Raw genomic sequence first — 15,551 nt, forward strand, 5'->3', positions numbered from 1 at the left:
TAACTATCTCATAACATTAAATAAAAAACCAGATAGAAAGCTAGCTTTTAATGGCTGAAATTTCAGCAGAAAAGTTTATTGAACATTATTAAACTCACAGGCTAGCGTCACTTTTAGGATTGTCATACCATGGTGGTCTATTATTTTTAATACCGGCTATTTATGCGCCTTGGTTTATTTTGTTTACTTTTTACACTGGTCACTTTTCACTGTGCAGCCCAAACACCCTTGAGATTTTTTAAGCTCGACAACACGCCTGAATTAGGCAAAATGACCGACTTTAAAGCCAGCGCTTTGTGTGATGTAGCCGAGGCAACTCAGCGCTATTTAACAACATTTTCAGCGGACAAATTTGCCGTGCACTCAGGTAAAGTATTTGATAACAGTGTAACGCTAGTGAGAGTAGAAAAAACCCTAGCATTTATCTGCCAAACTTATCGTGAAGATGTACGGGCAAAGCGTGATAGTCGATTACATGATAAAGGCTTTTTAACCGAAAATTTTGACTTTTATCGCTGGACGCCAGATGTAGCCACAGCCAGAGAAATTGCCTTAAAAAGCACTCATGCCAGAAAAACCAGTATGTTAAATGCTATTTCACGTGACAAAATATTTCTAACTAAATATTACACTAAACTATTAACGGCGAGTGCGGTTAGAACCCCAGTCTATAATCAAGCACTTTATGCACTGCCTTATGATGAATTAGGTTTGACACTCACCCAGGCTAATAACGACCTAACGCTCACTCGTCATCAATATACCCGCCAAGACATTATTACTGGCGCTCTAGCAGAAAAAAAATTAGCTAGGGCGTTAATCTGGCTCACCGAAGAAGCCTTACATGACGTGTTATTACAAGGTACGGGTGTGGTTGATGTTAATGGCGTGCGGCGTTATTTTAATGTTCATCGTAATAATGGTATTGCTTATGACTATGCCATAGGTAAGCGCGAACAAGCACGCTATTGGTATTTTGCAGAAGTACCTAGCATTATGGGTTATGGCAAAACGCTTGAGAGTAAAATAGCGCTTAAAGCACAGGTTTCTTTTGCGGGCAATGTGGCAGAACTTGGCTTAGGTAAGTTATTTATGGTCAGTTATCCGCAGGCGGATAAAAACATATCACGCTTGGGTGTACTGGCTGATCAAGGCGGCGCCTTTGATAATAATCTTTTTCAACTCGACCTATTAGCCGATAGTTATTATGGTTGGCAAGATTATCATCAAGCCAATAAGCATCTGCCTGATTATGCTAAAGCCTGGTTAATGCTAATGAAGCCATAATCAAGCCATAATGACCCAAGACAAACTAGGCTAGTTTTTTAGCGCTTATAATAAGCTTACCTGAGGCGGTTACCCATATCATATTAAAATAGCGTGTTTGTTATAGTGCGGTGTCAAATAATGTCATAGCTAAAGCGTAAGTACTTTATATCAATTAGTAATGATAAATAATACAAATGATATTGATTCCCATTCAACTGTGTGGTTAAATGCGGGCAATTAAAATCATTGTTTCTTTTATAGGCTTAGCTATGCGAATTTCTTCTCTTTTTCAACCCGCGTTGATCGCTTTATCTGTTGTTAGTGCTATTGCAAATACGGCCGTTGCCGATGATGATATGGAACATTTAACTATTTTTGGTAGTGGCCAAACGGTTAACGATGTACCTGGCAGTGCTCACATGATTTCTCAGGCAGAATTAGAGAAATTCGATTATACCGATATTATGCGTACCTTAACCACGGTGCCGGGTGTTTATGTTTTAGAAGAAGATGGTTACGGTTTGCGTCCAAATATTGGCATGCGCGGTACTGGCCAAAACCGCAGTGAAAAAGTAACTATCATGGAAGATGGTGTTTTAGCCGCACCTGCACCGTATTCAGCACCTGCAGCCTACTACTTTCCAACGGCAGGTCGCATGCAACAAATTGAAGTGCTAAAAGGTACGTCAAGCGCTATGTATGGTCCCCGTACTACAGGTGGTGTGATTAATATGCTATCTCGCACTATTCCTGAAGAAGCGCTAGCAGGGCAGGTTAATTTAAGTGCTGGTGAAGACGGTTTTGCTAAAGCCCATGCCTATATAGGTGGCGCAGGCAAAAATGTTTCGTCAGTGGTTGAAATATTTCGTTATCAAGCGGATGGTTTTAAAGAAGTTAATCATACCGGCGATGATACCGGCTTTGTCAAAAATGACATCATGGCAAAAATGATGATCAACAGTGATACCGATGCGAAATATTATCAAGAATTAGAATTTAAATTAAAATATTCAGATGAAAATTCAGATGAAACCTATATGGGGTTAACTGACGCTGATTTTAAAACTAAGCCTTATTCTCGTTATTCTGCATCGCAGTTCGATAATATGGATACTGAGCATAAACAGTGGCAAATTAACCACCATATTAAGTTATCTGATCGCTTTAACTTAGGCACATCAGCTTATTACAATGAGTTTAGCCGTAACTGGTATAAAACCAGTAAAGTCAACGGTAAGAGCCTAAGTGACGGTGCTATTGACGATGCTGCTGCGTTTGATAATGGTAGCTTTAGCGATGATGAAATTAGTGTTGATGTCAAAGCCAACAGCCGTGCCTATCAATCAAAAGGCCTTCAAACCGTGTTAAATGCTGACTTTGGCGCACACCAAGTCAAATTTGGTGCTCGCTACCATGAAGATGAAATGGACCGTTTTCAATGGGTTGATAACTACACACTCGACACGAATTATGAAATGAGCTTAATTAATGTCGGAATCCAAGGGTCAGATTCTAACCGTATTGATTCCGCAGAGGCAATAGCCTTATTTGTCCATGATGAATATAGCGTGGGTGATTTCATTATCAATGCCGGCTTACGTTATGAAGATATGACCATTTCCCGTAAAGACTGGGCGAAAGGGGTTATCGATAGAAATGCACCTTTAACTAAAGATGTTAGTAACGATACTCAGGTGTTGTTACCGTCTTTAGCGGTAACTTACCGTGTTAATAATGATTTAATTATTATTGGTGGCATACAAAAAGGCTTTGCGCCACCAGCCCCGGGTAACGATAAAACAGAAAATGAAGAAAGTATTAACTATGAACTAGGCTTTCGTTACAACCAGCAAGCATTCAACGGCGAAGCCTTGGTCTTTTATTCTGATTACGAAAATATGCATGGCAACTGTACCGCGAGCCAAGGTTGTGATGAAGAAAATGTTGGCAATCAATATAATGCTGGTGCAGTAAAAGTTTCAGGTTTAGAAGTTAAAACCGGTTATGAGTTTGCTGCCGGTGCATTGAGCATTCCGGTTGATTTAACTTATACCTTCACGACAACAGAGTTTCAAAACGCTTTTCAATCAGGTTTAGATACTTGGGGCAATGTTTTAACGGGTGACGAATTACCTTACGTACCTGAAAACCAGCTGCAATTTACGGTTGGCGTGGTTGGTGAGCAATGGCGCAGTGATATTTTAGTGCGTTATGTTGACGAAATGCGCACCACCGCAGGCCAAGGGGCAATTGCTGCCGAACAGTCCATTGACAGCCGCACTGTTGTTGATATGGCGGCTCATTATAATCTTGCCGATAACCAAGAGATCACCTTAAATATTGATAATTTACTTGATAAACAATATATCGCGACACGTACACATGGCTCGATTATGGCAGGTAAACCACGCAGTTTAACCTTAGGTTACAAGTACAGCTTTTAAGTTATTGCGACCCTGGTTTTAAAAGCGAGCCACTGAGCTCGCTTTTTGCTTGTGGTTAGGTTACTAGGATTTAGTTTGCATTAGGCTTAGGCTATTAATAAACTAAAGAAAATAGTGGATTATGATCTGTTGAGTGCTACCAAACAGACTAACTTTCGCTAAGCGGTGAATAATAAATTCAATTAATCTAGGGGAGTTAATAGCGCTTTAATTTCTTGTTCATAAGCGGATTTTTTTTCTTCATTAAAGCCTACATGTGCGCTGACTATTTGACCTTGTCGGTTAATAATGAAACTGCTGGGCATACCCTTTAATTGATACTTTCTTGCAATGCTGCCTTTAGGATCATAAATAACTGGGAAATTAGCCGGTATTTGCGCTAAAAATTCATCAGCTAATACTCGGCTGTGATCTAGATTAATGCTGAGAATGATTAAGCCTTGAGTTTGATACTGTGCGGCTAAGTTATTCATCCACGGGAATGACTTTCGACAAGGAATGCACCATGAGGCCCAAAAATCAACGTAGACAACCTTGCCTTTTGCCTTGTTAAGCTGCTGATCTAATAACTCAGTAGTACTGAGATCAGTATTTAGATCAGTACTTAGGTTAGTATTTGAATTAGCTGCGATATTAACATCATCAAATGCCCATAGTGGACTAGAAAAAGTTAGTAATGTAATGAAAAAAAAGCCTATTTTAAAATTTTGTCTCACGATATAGTCAACATTATTAGCATCTATTTTAGCTAGTTAACCACGTTAAGCCCGATTAGAAAAGTGTCGCTATTATTTAATGCGCTGCCAAATGGCGACATTAATACGTTTTCAATAGTCGAGTGAAGTCGACAAGTTATGGAATACCTTATGAACATCAATCTATTAAGTCAGAAAAATAAAGCTTTTTTCTTTATTAGCCTGCTGGTGAGTGCACCGCTGCAAGCGGCGCAGAGCCAAACACTTGAGATGAACCAATGGTTAAAAGCACGTTTTGGCGCGCAACATCAGGCACTTATTCCTATTGTTGCGGTGGCAGATATGCTTTATAGCTGTCAGCAGCAAAAGAAAAAAGCTGACAGTTTAACCATTAAAGCCTTAATTACCCAATTAGATAAAAATACTTTAGCTGAACAACTTATCACTTGTTTGGCCGGCGAGTCACCTAAGTCGGATACAGCATTAAATTATGGTTTGAAGGCTTGTTTTTATGAGCAATTTAGTCATTTATCTCTAGCAGAAAAACAGCAGAAAATGGCTATAGTCACTCAAACTATCGCTACGCTTTCAAGGAGCGAGCGACAAAAAAGTTTTACTCAATGTGTTACTGATCAAGCGATTCACTATTTACGCTAGTGAGGGGCTAATAGGCTTATCGGGGTGGTTTTTTACCATCAACAAATGAGCTGGGTAGTATTTCGACGCCAACCCAGCGGCCAATTTTTATCATCAGAGGTATAGTAATAGGGGCAAAGGGCAGAATAGCGACAACACCAACGCCAAGGCCTTTTAAAATATCAATAAATTGTTGGTTGGCAATGCGCATTTCTTCAGCACTTGCATCACGCTTGGTGTAGCGTTTATAAATACTTAGCATTGCTCTTGTTTCTACTTTCTCTTGAGCTAAAGCTATTTTTATTTTAACCATACTGCGCTTAAGCTGGACGATATTACGCCTTTTACTGATGCGTAAAACACGAAGTGGTACTTTGTGAAAATGGAGCCAAATTTTCATTTGCGTATTCTCCCACAATAATTAGTCAAAGTAAGTAATTCAATTAAGGATATCTGGGCCTTAGTTATGTTACTCAGTGATGTTACTCAGTAACAGGGCAACTCACTCATTAAGTCGCTACTCGCGTTGCCTTAATAGGAAGTATTATGGTCAATTGTTTATTTAAATGATAAAATTTACATAATTTATACTTCCTGTAAACTATATTGCAACATAGGCTTGTGGCAAATGTAGCAAATGGGTCGAAGTTGAGACAGCACAGGTTTTTATATTTCAAGTAAGATGATTTATAGCCGACCTTTATTAAAATAAAAAATGGAATCAGTATAATGGGATATGAAACACCGAAAATTTTGGTAGTTGATGATGATATGCGTTTACGTGCCTTACTCGAACGGTATTTAGTTGAACAAGGATTTGTCGTTCGCAGTGCGGCAAACTCAGAGCAAATGGATAGATTGCTTGAGCGTGAAAATTTTCATCTGTTGGTACTCGACTTAATGTTGCCAGGTGAAGATGGCTTATCTGTTTGTCGCCGCTTACGCCAAAACTGCAATGATATCCCTATTGTTATGTTAACAGCCAAAGGTGATGAAATAGACCGTATTATTGGCTTGGAGCTTGGCGCAGATGACTATATGCCAAAACCTTTTAATCCACGTGAATTATCAGCCCGTATTAAAGCGGTGTTACGCCGCCGAGTTCAAGAAGCTCCAGGTGCGCCTTCACAAGAAGAAAATGTTATTGCCTTTGGTGACTATAAGCTAAATCTTGCTACTCGCGAAATGCTTAAAGGCGATGTTAATATGCCATTAACCAGTGGAGAATTTGCAGTATTAAAGGCACTGATCACCCATCCTAGAGTGCCATTATCACGTGACAAGTTAATGAACTTAGCACGTGGCAGAGACTATTCTGCTTTAGAGCGTAGCATTGATGTGCAAGTATCCCGCTTGCGTCGTATGTTAGAAGAAGACCCAGCAAAGCCACGTTATATTCAAACTGTTTGGGGTCTAGGATATGTATTTGTTCCCGAAGGAAGAACTGTGGTATAAATTTGTTCAAATGCATTGAAAACAACACTAACCTAGTAGAAGTCTATGAAAATATTGCCACGCAGTGCCTTTGGTCAAACGGTACTCTTAATTGGTGTGTTGCTGTTAATAAATCAAGTCGTGTCATTTATATCGATGTCGATATATATTATTCAACCCAATGCGCAACAGGTTAATCAGCTGCTGGCAAAGCAGGTGCGTGTTGTATTTATCGATATTGCTGATGAAGCAATAAGTCCTGCTATGGGAGAGGCGTTTCAGCGAGAAACCGGTATTGGTGTTTATCGTGAAGCTGCTGCGATGCAATTAGGTCTACAAGAGGCGGTATATTACGCCTTTCGTTCTGATGAAATGTCTAGCCTATTAGGCGGTCCAGCCGAAGTAAGAATTTCCCAAGGTGATGAATATCTATTTTGGATTCGTCCCCCCCAAGCCCCTGAATACTGGGTTAAAATTCCAATTAATGGCTTAAGAGAAGAAAACTTTTCACCGCTTATTTTTGTGCTAATGATTTTAGGTATTTTAAGTGTGATGGGGGGGTGGTTATTTGTGCGGCAACTTAATCGTCCGTTAGCTGCATTACAACATGCGGCTCATGATGTGGGTCGCGGCGACTTTCCTGAGCCATTAACGGAAATAGGTACCACTGAAATCGTTGCGGTAACTCGGGCTTTTAATCATATGTCTAAGGGTATTAAGCAACTAGAAGATGACCGAAATTTATTGATGGCAGGTATATCTCATGATTTACGCACACCTTTAACTCGCATTCGTTTAGCCACTGAAATGATTGCTGAAGATGAATTTTTAAAAGCCGGTATTGAAGGCGATATTCAAGACATGAACACCATCATAGATCAGTTCATTGATTACATTCGCCATGATAGTAAAGACAAAGTTGAGTTGGCTGATATTAATCTCTTGATCGACGAAGTGGTGCAGTCTGAAAGTATGCTAGAGCGAGAAATTATTATTAATGCCCAGCCGCTACCTAAAGTGCCTCTGCGTTATGTTGCTATGAAGCGGGTATTGGCAAATTTAATTCAAAATGCGCTACGCTATTCCAACGGCAAGATCATAGTAACTAGCGCATTCGATAAAGCTACACAGGAGGTTTGTTTTTGTGTTTCTGATGAAGGGCCAGGTATTGCTGAAGTGGATATTGAGCGCTTATTTCAGCCCTTTACGCAAGGTGATGAAGCAAGAGGAACCGGTGGCAGTGGCTTAGGTTTAGCCATTATTAAACGTATTGTCGATACCCATGGTGGCCGAGTGGAATTGTTTAATCGAGTAGAAGGGGGCTTAACAGCGAAAGTTTGCTTACCTATTAGCCACGGCTAATCACATCTTGTAATACTTAATGGTATTGATTTTATTAGCAAAATAGCAGGCATTAAAAAGCCGTCGTAGTTACGACGGCTTTTTAGTTTTTTTAGCTTAGTGCGGTACTGATTTAACTATAGTTTAGGACCTGCTGCGACTAACGATTTACCGTTGTCAGTATCAGTAAACTTATCAAAATTGTTAACAAAGCGAGTCGCTAAATTTATGGCTTTATCTTGCCATTGTGCTGGCTCAGCATAAGTATTACGTGGGTCTAAAATACCATCATCAACCCCATCAATGCTGGTTGGAATATCTAAATTGAATAAGGGTAAAACTTGTGTTTCTGCATTATCAATTGAGCCATCAAGAATCGCATCTATAATAGCGCGCGTATCTTTAATTGAAATACGTTTGCCTGTGCCATTCCAACCTGTGTTAACCAAATAAGCTTCAGCACCAACCGCTTGCATACGATTACGTAACACTTCAGCGTATTGTGTTGGGTGTAGACTTAAAAATGCGGCGCCAAAACAACTTGAGAATGTTGGTGTTGGCTCTGTTATACCACGTTCAGTACCAGCAAGTTTTGCTGTGAAACCCGACAAAAAGTAATATTCTGTTTGCGCAGGGGTTAATTTAGCCACTGGAGGTAACACACCAAAAGCATCAGCAGTTAAGAAAATAACTTTTTTCGCATGGCCGGCACGAGAGACAGGTTTAACGATATTATCAATATGATGAATCGGGTAAGAAACACGGGTGTTTTCAGTTTTTGAATTATCGTCAAAATCAATTGTGCCCTTTTCGTCAACGGTGACGTTTTCTAGTAAAGCGTCACGACGAATAGCATTATAAATGTCAGGTTCATTCTCTTTGCTTAAGTTGATGGTTTTTGCATAGCAACCGCCTTCAAAGTTAAAGACACCATTTTCATCCCAGCCATGTTCGTCATCACCAATCAGTTGGCGTTTAGGATCAGTTGATAATGTGGTTTTACCGGTACCAGAAAGGCCGAAGAAAATCGCCGTGTCGCCATCTTCACCAACGTTAGCACTACAATGCATTGAAGCTATGCCTTTTAGCGGTAAAAAGTAGTTCATCATTGAGAACATACCTTTTTTCATTTCGCCGCCGTACCAAGTACCACCAATAAGTTGCACTTTTTCAGTTAAGTTAAAGGCAACAAAATTTTCTGAATTTAAGCCTTGTGCTTGCCAATTTGGATTGGTGGTTTTTGCGCCATTCATGACAATGAAGTCAGGTTCGTAATGTGCTAATTCTGCATCGGTGGGGCGAATGAACATGTTTTTAACAAAATGTGCTTGCCAAGCCACCTCAGTGATAAAGCGTACTTTTAAGCGGGTGTCATCATCTGCGCCACAAAAGGTATCAACAACAAATAAACGTTTGCCGGATAACTGTTCGGTGACTAAACCTTTTAGGCTAGTCCAAGTCTCTTGAGACATTGGCTTGTTGTCATTTTTACCTTGATCTGACCACCAAACGGTATCACGGGTTGTATCATCACGAACAATATATTTATCTTTAGGTGAGCGACCCGTAAAAATGCCGGTATCAACTGAAACAGCGCCGAGTTCGGTAACCACACCTTTATCAAAACCACTGAGATCGGATCTTGTTTCCTCAGCAAAGAGTAACTCATAAGATGGATTGTAAACTATCTCAGCAACATTACTGATGCCGTATGAAGATAAATCGATTGAGTTTTCTAAAGCTGCCATTGCGAATTCGCTCCTAAAGGTATGACGATTTTTAAATAATTAGTTTCGGTGTTCCGAGTTTGGAGGCCAATTTTAGGCGATCAATGAACAAAACGAAAGTTTTTTTTCTTTCGTTGTGAAAGTTTTCATACTAACTTTCATAATTTTTTAAGCAAAGATGTTTATGATGAAAAAAAATTAATGATAAGGTCATGAATGAATACCGCAGAATATTCATTTATATTAAATAAAAACAATTACTTATGAATGTAGGTTTATTGACTGATTGGTCAGGAAGTTATCACTTAAAAGGTGTTATAAAAGTAATATAAAATTTAAAAATGTTCTAAAAAATGGCGAACAAAAACAAAATTTTCATCCACATACTTTCCTAACGAAACTTTTAGTGGGGATTATTGATATTTGTGCAAGAAAATATAGTGCGGTAATCGACAGTTCGAAAGTTCAAGACAAGTTATGCTTAATCGAATATTCCCTCTTCACTGACGTTATCTGAGCCACCATCGAGGATTTGACTGCTAATGTCTTTGCTAATATATTCAGTAGGTGCTGTGCCTAATTCAAAATACTCAAAGCGACTCGATTTATCTGTTTTTGTGGTTAATTTTCCTGACACTTTGTCTATTCGCACCGACATTAACGCTTCGGGTTGTTCAAAAGGCTCAATAGGAAGTTCTGCAAGTGCCACTTTCATAAAGTTAATCCAAGCGGGTTGAGCTGACTTAGCGCCAAACTCTTTACCTGTTGTTTGCGCTTTACCTAAATTGCTATTGTAGGTTGTTTGGCCAAGCTTACTACTGGGGTTGTCAAAACCTATCCAGGATGTGGTAACTAATCGGCGACTGTAGCCAGAGAACCAAGCGTCTTTTGCTTGATTGGTCGTACCTGTTTTGCCCGCAATATCTCTACGCTTTAGTACCCGTGCACGAAAGCCAGTGCCTTGCCAAAAAGGTTTTACATTCCAGTCAGCACCCCAAATTGCCGAGTTGAGTGCTTCGGTCATTAAAAAGGCATTTTGAGCACTAATAACACGCTTGGCTTTATTGATAGTTTTTGCGGCTAGTGTATTACCTTCAGCAACAGCCAATGGCTCATTTTCAAGGATGTTGGTGCTGTCAGTCTTGTTGTCAAAAGTATCAATCTCTGCGGCTATAGTCTCTTCGCAACGATCACAGGCAATAGCTGGGTTGGCTTGAAATAAGACCTTACCGAAGGAGTCTTCAATGCGTTCAATTAAGTAGGGTTGAATTAAAAACCCGCCATTGGCAAATGTGGCAAAGCCAGTCGCCACTTCCAATGGTGTCAAAGACGCTGAACCGAGTGCTAAAGACTCGTTACGTGGTAAGTCGTCAGGATCAAAACCAAAAGAGGCTAAATAGGGAATAATTTTATCTAAGCCAACATCTCGAAGCAAGCGCACAGCAATAACGTTTTTAGATTGCGCCAAGGCTAAACGCAGTCGAATTTCGCCGTTATAAACGGGTGGCGAATTTTTAGGGCGCCAGACTACGCCTGAGCTTCTATCCCACTGGTTAATTGGCGCGTCATTGACTATCGATGCCAAAGTATAGCCGCTGTCTAATGCTGCTGAGTAGATAAAAGGCTTAATGTTAGAGCCCACTTGTCGTTTTGCCTGGGTAACACGGTTGAATTGGCTATGCTCAAAACTAAAACCACCCACGGCCGCTTTTATCGCGCCATTATCCGTTGCTAGCGAGATAAGTGCTGAACTGACATCGGGTAATTGGCTTAAGCGATAACCAGAGTCTGTTGCCGAAACCATAATAATATCACCCAGTGTCAATATATCACCGGCTGTGCTTGGTGGCGGTGCTTGCTTATCATCATTGATATAAGCTCGCGCCCACGATAGGCCATGCCAATCAATTTCGACCTCAGAGCCATCTTGTAGTTTCACTTGTGCAGCACGATCAAATGTTGCCGTAACAACCGCTGGTACCAGTGAGTGATAGCTCGACATTGAAGCAAGTGCTTGTATAACTTCTTCGTCACTTATTGGCGCACTTGCGATTTTGTTTGAGTCATCTGTGCTAATAGTTTGAGCTTCGTTATCAAGGGGGCGTAAGGTACTAATAGGGCCGCGATAACCATGGCGTTCATCATAAGCTAAAATATTATTCACTACCGCTTGTTCAGCGGCATATTGCAAAGTTGAGGTTACGGTAGTAAATACTTTATAACCACCCGTGTAGGCAGTTTCTTTACCAAAACGGTCGATCATTTCTTGATGGGCCATCTCGGCAATATAAGGTGCGCTTAATTCAATTTCCGCACCATGTTTAATGGCGGTAATAGGTGCCTTATTGGCGACCGACATTTCTTCTGCACTAATATAGCCAGCACTATGCATACGATGTAATACTACGCTTCGGCGCTGCATTGCTCGATCAGGTCGGCTAATAGGGTTCATGGTTGAGGGCGCTTTTGGTAAACCGGCTAATACCGCAATTTGCGCTAAAGTCAGTTCTTTAGTTTCTTTACCATAATAGACCTGTGCAGCGGCACCAAAGCCGAAAGAGCGATGGCCTAAGGAAATCTTATTCATATAAAGTGTAAGAATTTCATCTTTTGTTAACAGGCTTTCAATATGGAAAGAAATAAAGATTTCGCGAATTTTTCGGACATAGGTTTGTTCACGGCTGAGAAAAAAGTTTCGTGCTACCTGCATAGTGATGGTACTTGCACCCCCTTTGTTTTGTCCGGTGAGTTGACCTAGGATAGCTCGACCCATACCGATAGGGTCAACGCCAAAATGAAGATAAAAGCGGTCGTCTTCGGTAGCTAGAATCGCATTGATTAACTGTTGTGGCATTTCTTCTAAGGTAAGGGGAATACGTTTCTTTTCACCAAATTGAGAAATAAGTTTGCCGTCAGCGCTAAAGATTTGCATTGGCGTTTGCCATTGCAAATCTTTCAGTGATTCAACACTGGGTAAACTTGAACGCATCGACAAGTAAATTCCGGCCAATGCCAGCATGCCGATAAAGACCAATACAGCACCTGTTTTGAACAGGTTTTTTATAGAAAACACAAAAAAAGCTCGATAAATGTTATAAAATAGGGGTAATAGTACTAGTATATCCTGTAAAAGCATGTGATAAATGAGTTTATGCCAATTTTTTATCTAATCTTATAAAAATAAAATGTTCTAGAAGGATTCTATGTTAAGTAGTTTATGGAAAAAAAAGACCACTTTAATGGTTGGAATTGACATTGGTTCTCACTCTATTAAAGCGGTTTTACTGAACCAAAATGACAACGGATATGTTTTAGAAACTGTCGCCATTGAGCCGATGCCAAGAGGGGCAATTGTTGACAGAGAAATTCAAGACATTGATGCTGTTGGTAAAGTGATAGCAAAAATACGAAAAAAAATTTCCTCGTCTGTACGACAAGCCGCGTCTGCAGTATCTGGACAAACGGTTATCACAAAAATAATTTACATGGATGTAGCCTTAACTGAGCAAGAATTGGCTAGCCAGATAGAAATTGAAGCTGATAGTTTAATTCCCTACCCCCTTGATGAAGTCAGCTTAGACTTTGAATCGCTCGATATTAATGAATCAGACCCGAGTAAAATGAATGTGTTACTTAGCGCCGCGCGAACAGAGTCTGTTGAAGCCAGAGTTGCCGCATTAGAAGCCGGTGGTTTTGAAACTAAAGTTATTGACGTTGAGTCTTACGCTATCAGTCGCGCCTATGATTTAATTTTAAGGCAATTACCTGACGATGCAGCGGACAAAATTATTGCTACCGTAGATTTGGGTGCGACAATGACCCTATTTTCGGTCACTGAATCAGGTACTCATATTTACAGTCGTGATCAACTGTTTGGCGGTGAACAATATACTCGTTCGATTGTCTCCTATTATAATAAGTCTTTTGAAGAAGCAGAGTTAGCGAAATTAACCGATGATCTACCACCTAACTACACCTTTGAAGTTTTAGCGCCCTTTCACACCATATTAGTGCAGCAAATTCGTCGTGCCATTCAAATGTTTCTGACCACCAGTGGTAAAGCAAAAGTTGATTACCTAGTTATTTCAGGTGGTAGTGCTTTAGTGGAAGGCGTTAAGCAACTATTGTCAGAAGAATTGGGTATTCATACCGTCATAGCTGACCCATTTTCCGGCATGGAAATTTCGAGCACTATTAATCAAGAAGTGTTAGCGAAAACAGGACCGCGCTATATGGTGGCAGCTGGATTAGCATTAAGGAGTTTTTCCCCGTGGCATATATAAACCTACTACCATGGCGTGAAGAAGCTGAAAAAGCTCGGCAACGAGAATATTTTACCATGTTAACCCTAGTGGCCGTCGTGGCATTGCTGATCGTATTTTCAGTGAATCAGTTTTATCAAATGCATATTGATGGGCAAAATGCTCGTAATCAATTTTTACAAAATGAAATTCAACTACTGGATTTACGCATTGCAAAAATAAAGTCGCTTAATGAAAAGAAAAAAGAACTTAAAAAACGCACCCGTGTTGTTGAGCAACTGCAACGTAGTCGCAATGTGGTGACTCAAGTGTTAGACGAAATAGCAAAAGTAGTCCCCAATGGTATTTATCTTACACAGCTAGAAAAACAGGATAATAGTTTAAATATTATCGGTAAAAGTGAGTCTAATAATCATCTAGCCAACATGATCAGGGAAATTGAGCGTTCTGATTTATTTGAAGACGCGATACTTGAATCTATCACTTCCAACGATGCAAAAAGTAAATTATTAAGTGATTTTAAAATGCGCGTTCGAATTAAAGGTTTGATTAATTCGACCGAATCGACCGAGCAAGGAGCACCATAATGAATTTTGACTCATCGGAATTTATGGAGCAATTTGAAGGCTTAGAGCTTGATAACATTGGACAGTGGCCAAAAGCTGCCAAAATAGTTTTATCAATATTTTTAATGTTTTTAGTCTTAAGTTTGGGTTATGTCTTAATGATCAGCGATCAAATTAAGCAACTTGAACGTGTGACAGCACAAGAGCTTACCCTTAAGCAAGAATACCAAGCTAAATATCATGTAGCGGCTAATTTAGAAGTATTTGAACAACAAATGATTGAAGCGGAAGCTATGTTTGCCAAACAACTAAAAAGCTTACCAGAAAGCCATGAAACCCCAGGCCTGCTAGATGACATTACCTTTGTCGGTACGACTACTGGACTTGATTTTGTTAAATTAAATTGGCAACCGGAAATAGAACAAGAAATTTATGTCGAATTACCCATAGATATTGAAGTGTTGGGCTCTTATCATGAGTTTGGTGAATTTGTCAGCCGAATTGCTGGCTTACCGCGCATAGTTACCCTGCATAATTTTGACATTAATTTGCAAAAACAAGCTTCAGGAGATTTAACCTTAAAGCTGCAAGCTAAAACCTACCGTTATCGGGAGGCAGACGAATAATGAAAAAATTCATTATATTAAGTGCTGTTTTATTAACCGGCTGTTATAGCAATACGGACGATTTGCAACAACACATTGCCGATGTGCAAGCGAGCACAACTAGTGCAATAGAGCCGATGCCTAAAGTGAAAAATTTTGGTCACTTTGATTATTCTGCCAATGTACTTCGTAGTCCTTTTGACGAGCCAAAACCTGAAGCTATTCAAGAAAAAATTCAACAAATGTCAGGCTGTTTAAGTCCTGATCCACGTCGAAGAAAACAACCTTTGGAGAAGTTTTCATTAAGTGATTTAGTGATGCGTGGCACCTTAGGTGAATTAGGTGTTACTTGGGCACTACTCGAGGCGTCTGACAATACCCTACATCGGGTTGCTGTTGGTGGTTATGTCGGCTTATATCATGGGCGAATTACCGCCGTAAGCCAAGATCATGTAAAAGTATTAGAGTTAATCCCAGATGGCGCAGGTTGCTGGGTGGAACGTGAGACTGTCGTTACCATGACACAGGCAAGTGCAGAGGGGCAAAGGAAGTAATGTTGCTATTTAATAAAA

General features: G+C 40.0%; 13 protein-coding genes. 9 read left to right on the forward strand and 4 right to left on the reverse strand.

Annotated elements, in window-relative coordinates:
• The first annotated feature begins 228 nt into the window (after nucleotides 1-228).
• Both H4J41_RS16280 and H4J41_RS16285 read left to right on the forward strand, forming a co-directional pair.
• Nucleotides 229-1,287 carry an MltA domain-containing protein gene (locus H4J41_RS16280; protein ID WP_259364471.1) on the forward strand — a complete coding sequence of 353 codons (1,059 nt, stop codon included), beginning with the start codon at nucleotides 229-231 and terminating at the stop codon, nucleotides 1,285-1,287.
• Between the two features lie 251 nt (nucleotides 1,288-1,538).
• Nucleotides 1,539-3,713, forward strand: coding sequence for a TonB-dependent receptor domain-containing protein (locus H4J41_RS16285; protein WP_182137194.1), 2,175 nt, complete (start codon nucleotides 1,539-1,541; stop codon nucleotides 3,711-3,713).
• A gap of 182 nt (nucleotides 3,714-3,895) precedes the next feature.
• Here the strand turns inward: H4J41_RS16285 and H4J41_RS16290 are convergent, their stop codons facing one another.
• A complete protein-coding gene (locus H4J41_RS16290; RefSeq protein ID WP_310649814.1) occupies nucleotides 3,896-4,429 on the reverse strand; it encodes a redoxin family protein in 534 nt (177 codons plus the stop codon).
• Between the two features lie 150 nt (nucleotides 4,430-4,579).
• Here H4J41_RS16290 and H4J41_RS16295 point away from each other — a divergent pair, with 150 nt between their 5' ends.
• Nucleotides 4,580-5,065, forward strand: coding sequence for a hypothetical protein (locus H4J41_RS16295; RefSeq protein WP_182137195.1), 486 nt, complete (start codon nucleotides 4,580-4,582; stop codon nucleotides 5,063-5,065).
• Between the two features lie 16 nt (nucleotides 5,066-5,081).
• Here the strand turns inward: H4J41_RS16295 and H4J41_RS16300 are convergent, their stop codons facing one another.
• The gene (locus H4J41_RS16300) at nucleotides 5,082-5,444 is read right to left on the reverse strand and encodes a hypothetical protein (RefSeq protein ID WP_182137196.1); all 363 of its coding nucleotides are present in this window, start codon (nucleotides 5,442-5,444) and stop codon (nucleotides 5,082-5,084) included.
• A 329-nt stretch (nucleotides 5,445-5,773) separates the two neighbouring features.
• On the opposite strand from H4J41_RS16300, the gene ompR reads away from it, so the two are divergent.
• Entirely contained in the window at nucleotides 5,774-6,499 is a 726-nt protein-coding gene (ompR, locus tag H4J41_RS16305; RefSeq protein ID WP_182137197.1) for a two-component system response regulator OmpR, read from the forward strand.
• Between the two features lie 45 nt (nucleotides 6,500-6,544).
• Nucleotides 6,545-7,840: a two-component system sensor histidine kinase EnvZ gene (envZ, locus tag H4J41_RS16310; RefSeq protein WP_182137198.1), complete on the forward strand. Its 1,296-nt coding sequence runs from the start codon at nucleotides 6,545-6,547 to the stop codon at nucleotides 7,838-7,840.
• A gap of 116 nt (nucleotides 7,841-7,956) precedes the next feature.
• Here envZ and pckA read toward each other — a convergent pair whose 3' ends face one another.
• Both pckA and H4J41_RS16320 read right to left on the reverse strand, forming a co-directional pair.
• Nucleotides 7,957-9,567 carry a phosphoenolpyruvate carboxykinase (ATP) gene (gene pckA, locus H4J41_RS16315; RefSeq protein ID WP_182137199.1) on the reverse strand — a complete coding sequence of 537 codons (1,611 nt, stop codon included), beginning with the start codon at nucleotides 9,565-9,567 and terminating at the stop codon, nucleotides 7,957-7,959.
• Nucleotides 9,568-10,027: 460 nt separating this feature from the next.
• Nucleotides 10,028-12,619, reverse strand: a complete 2,592-nt coding sequence (locus H4J41_RS16320; protein ID WP_404842456.1) for a penicillin-binding protein 1A — start codon at nucleotides 12,617-12,619, stop codon at nucleotides 10,028-10,030.
• Nucleotides 12,620-12,749: 130 nt separating this feature from the next.
• Between H4J41_RS16320 and H4J41_RS16325 the strand changes: the two genes are divergently transcribed.
• Genes H4J41_RS16325 through H4J41_RS16340 form a run of 4 tightly spaced genes read left to right on the forward strand, consistent with a single transcriptional unit; the run spans nucleotide 12,750 to nucleotide 15,533 of the window.
• A complete protein-coding gene (locus H4J41_RS16325) occupies nucleotides 12,750-13,829 on the forward strand; it encodes a pilus assembly protein PilM (protein WP_182137201.1) in 1,080 nt (359 codons plus the stop codon).
• Nucleotides 13,817-14,395, forward strand: coding sequence for a PilN domain-containing protein (locus H4J41_RS16330; RefSeq protein WP_182137202.1), 579 nt, complete (start codon nucleotides 13,817-13,819; stop codon nucleotides 14,393-14,395). Before H4J41_RS16325 ends, H4J41_RS16330 begins: the two co-directional genes overlap by 13 nt.
• Nucleotides 14,395-15,000, forward strand: coding sequence for a type 4a pilus biogenesis protein PilO (locus H4J41_RS16335; protein ID WP_182137203.1), 606 nt, complete (start codon nucleotides 14,395-14,397; stop codon nucleotides 14,998-15,000). The genes H4J41_RS16330 and H4J41_RS16335 overlap by 1 nt, the downstream gene beginning before the upstream one ends.
• On the forward strand, nucleotides 15,000-15,533 hold the full coding sequence (locus H4J41_RS16340) for a pilus assembly protein PilP (RefSeq protein WP_182137204.1): 534 nt from the start codon (nucleotides 15,000-15,002) through the stop codon (nucleotides 15,531-15,533). The genes H4J41_RS16335 and H4J41_RS16340 overlap by 1 nt, the downstream gene beginning before the upstream one ends.
• Nucleotides 15,534-15,551 lie beyond the last annotated feature (18 nt).

Origin of the sequence: Colwellia sp. MB3u-45 (assembly GCF_014077005.1) — a bacterium.
Lineage (GTDB): Bacteria > Pseudomonadota > Gammaproteobacteria > Enterobacterales > Alteromonadaceae > Cognaticolwellia.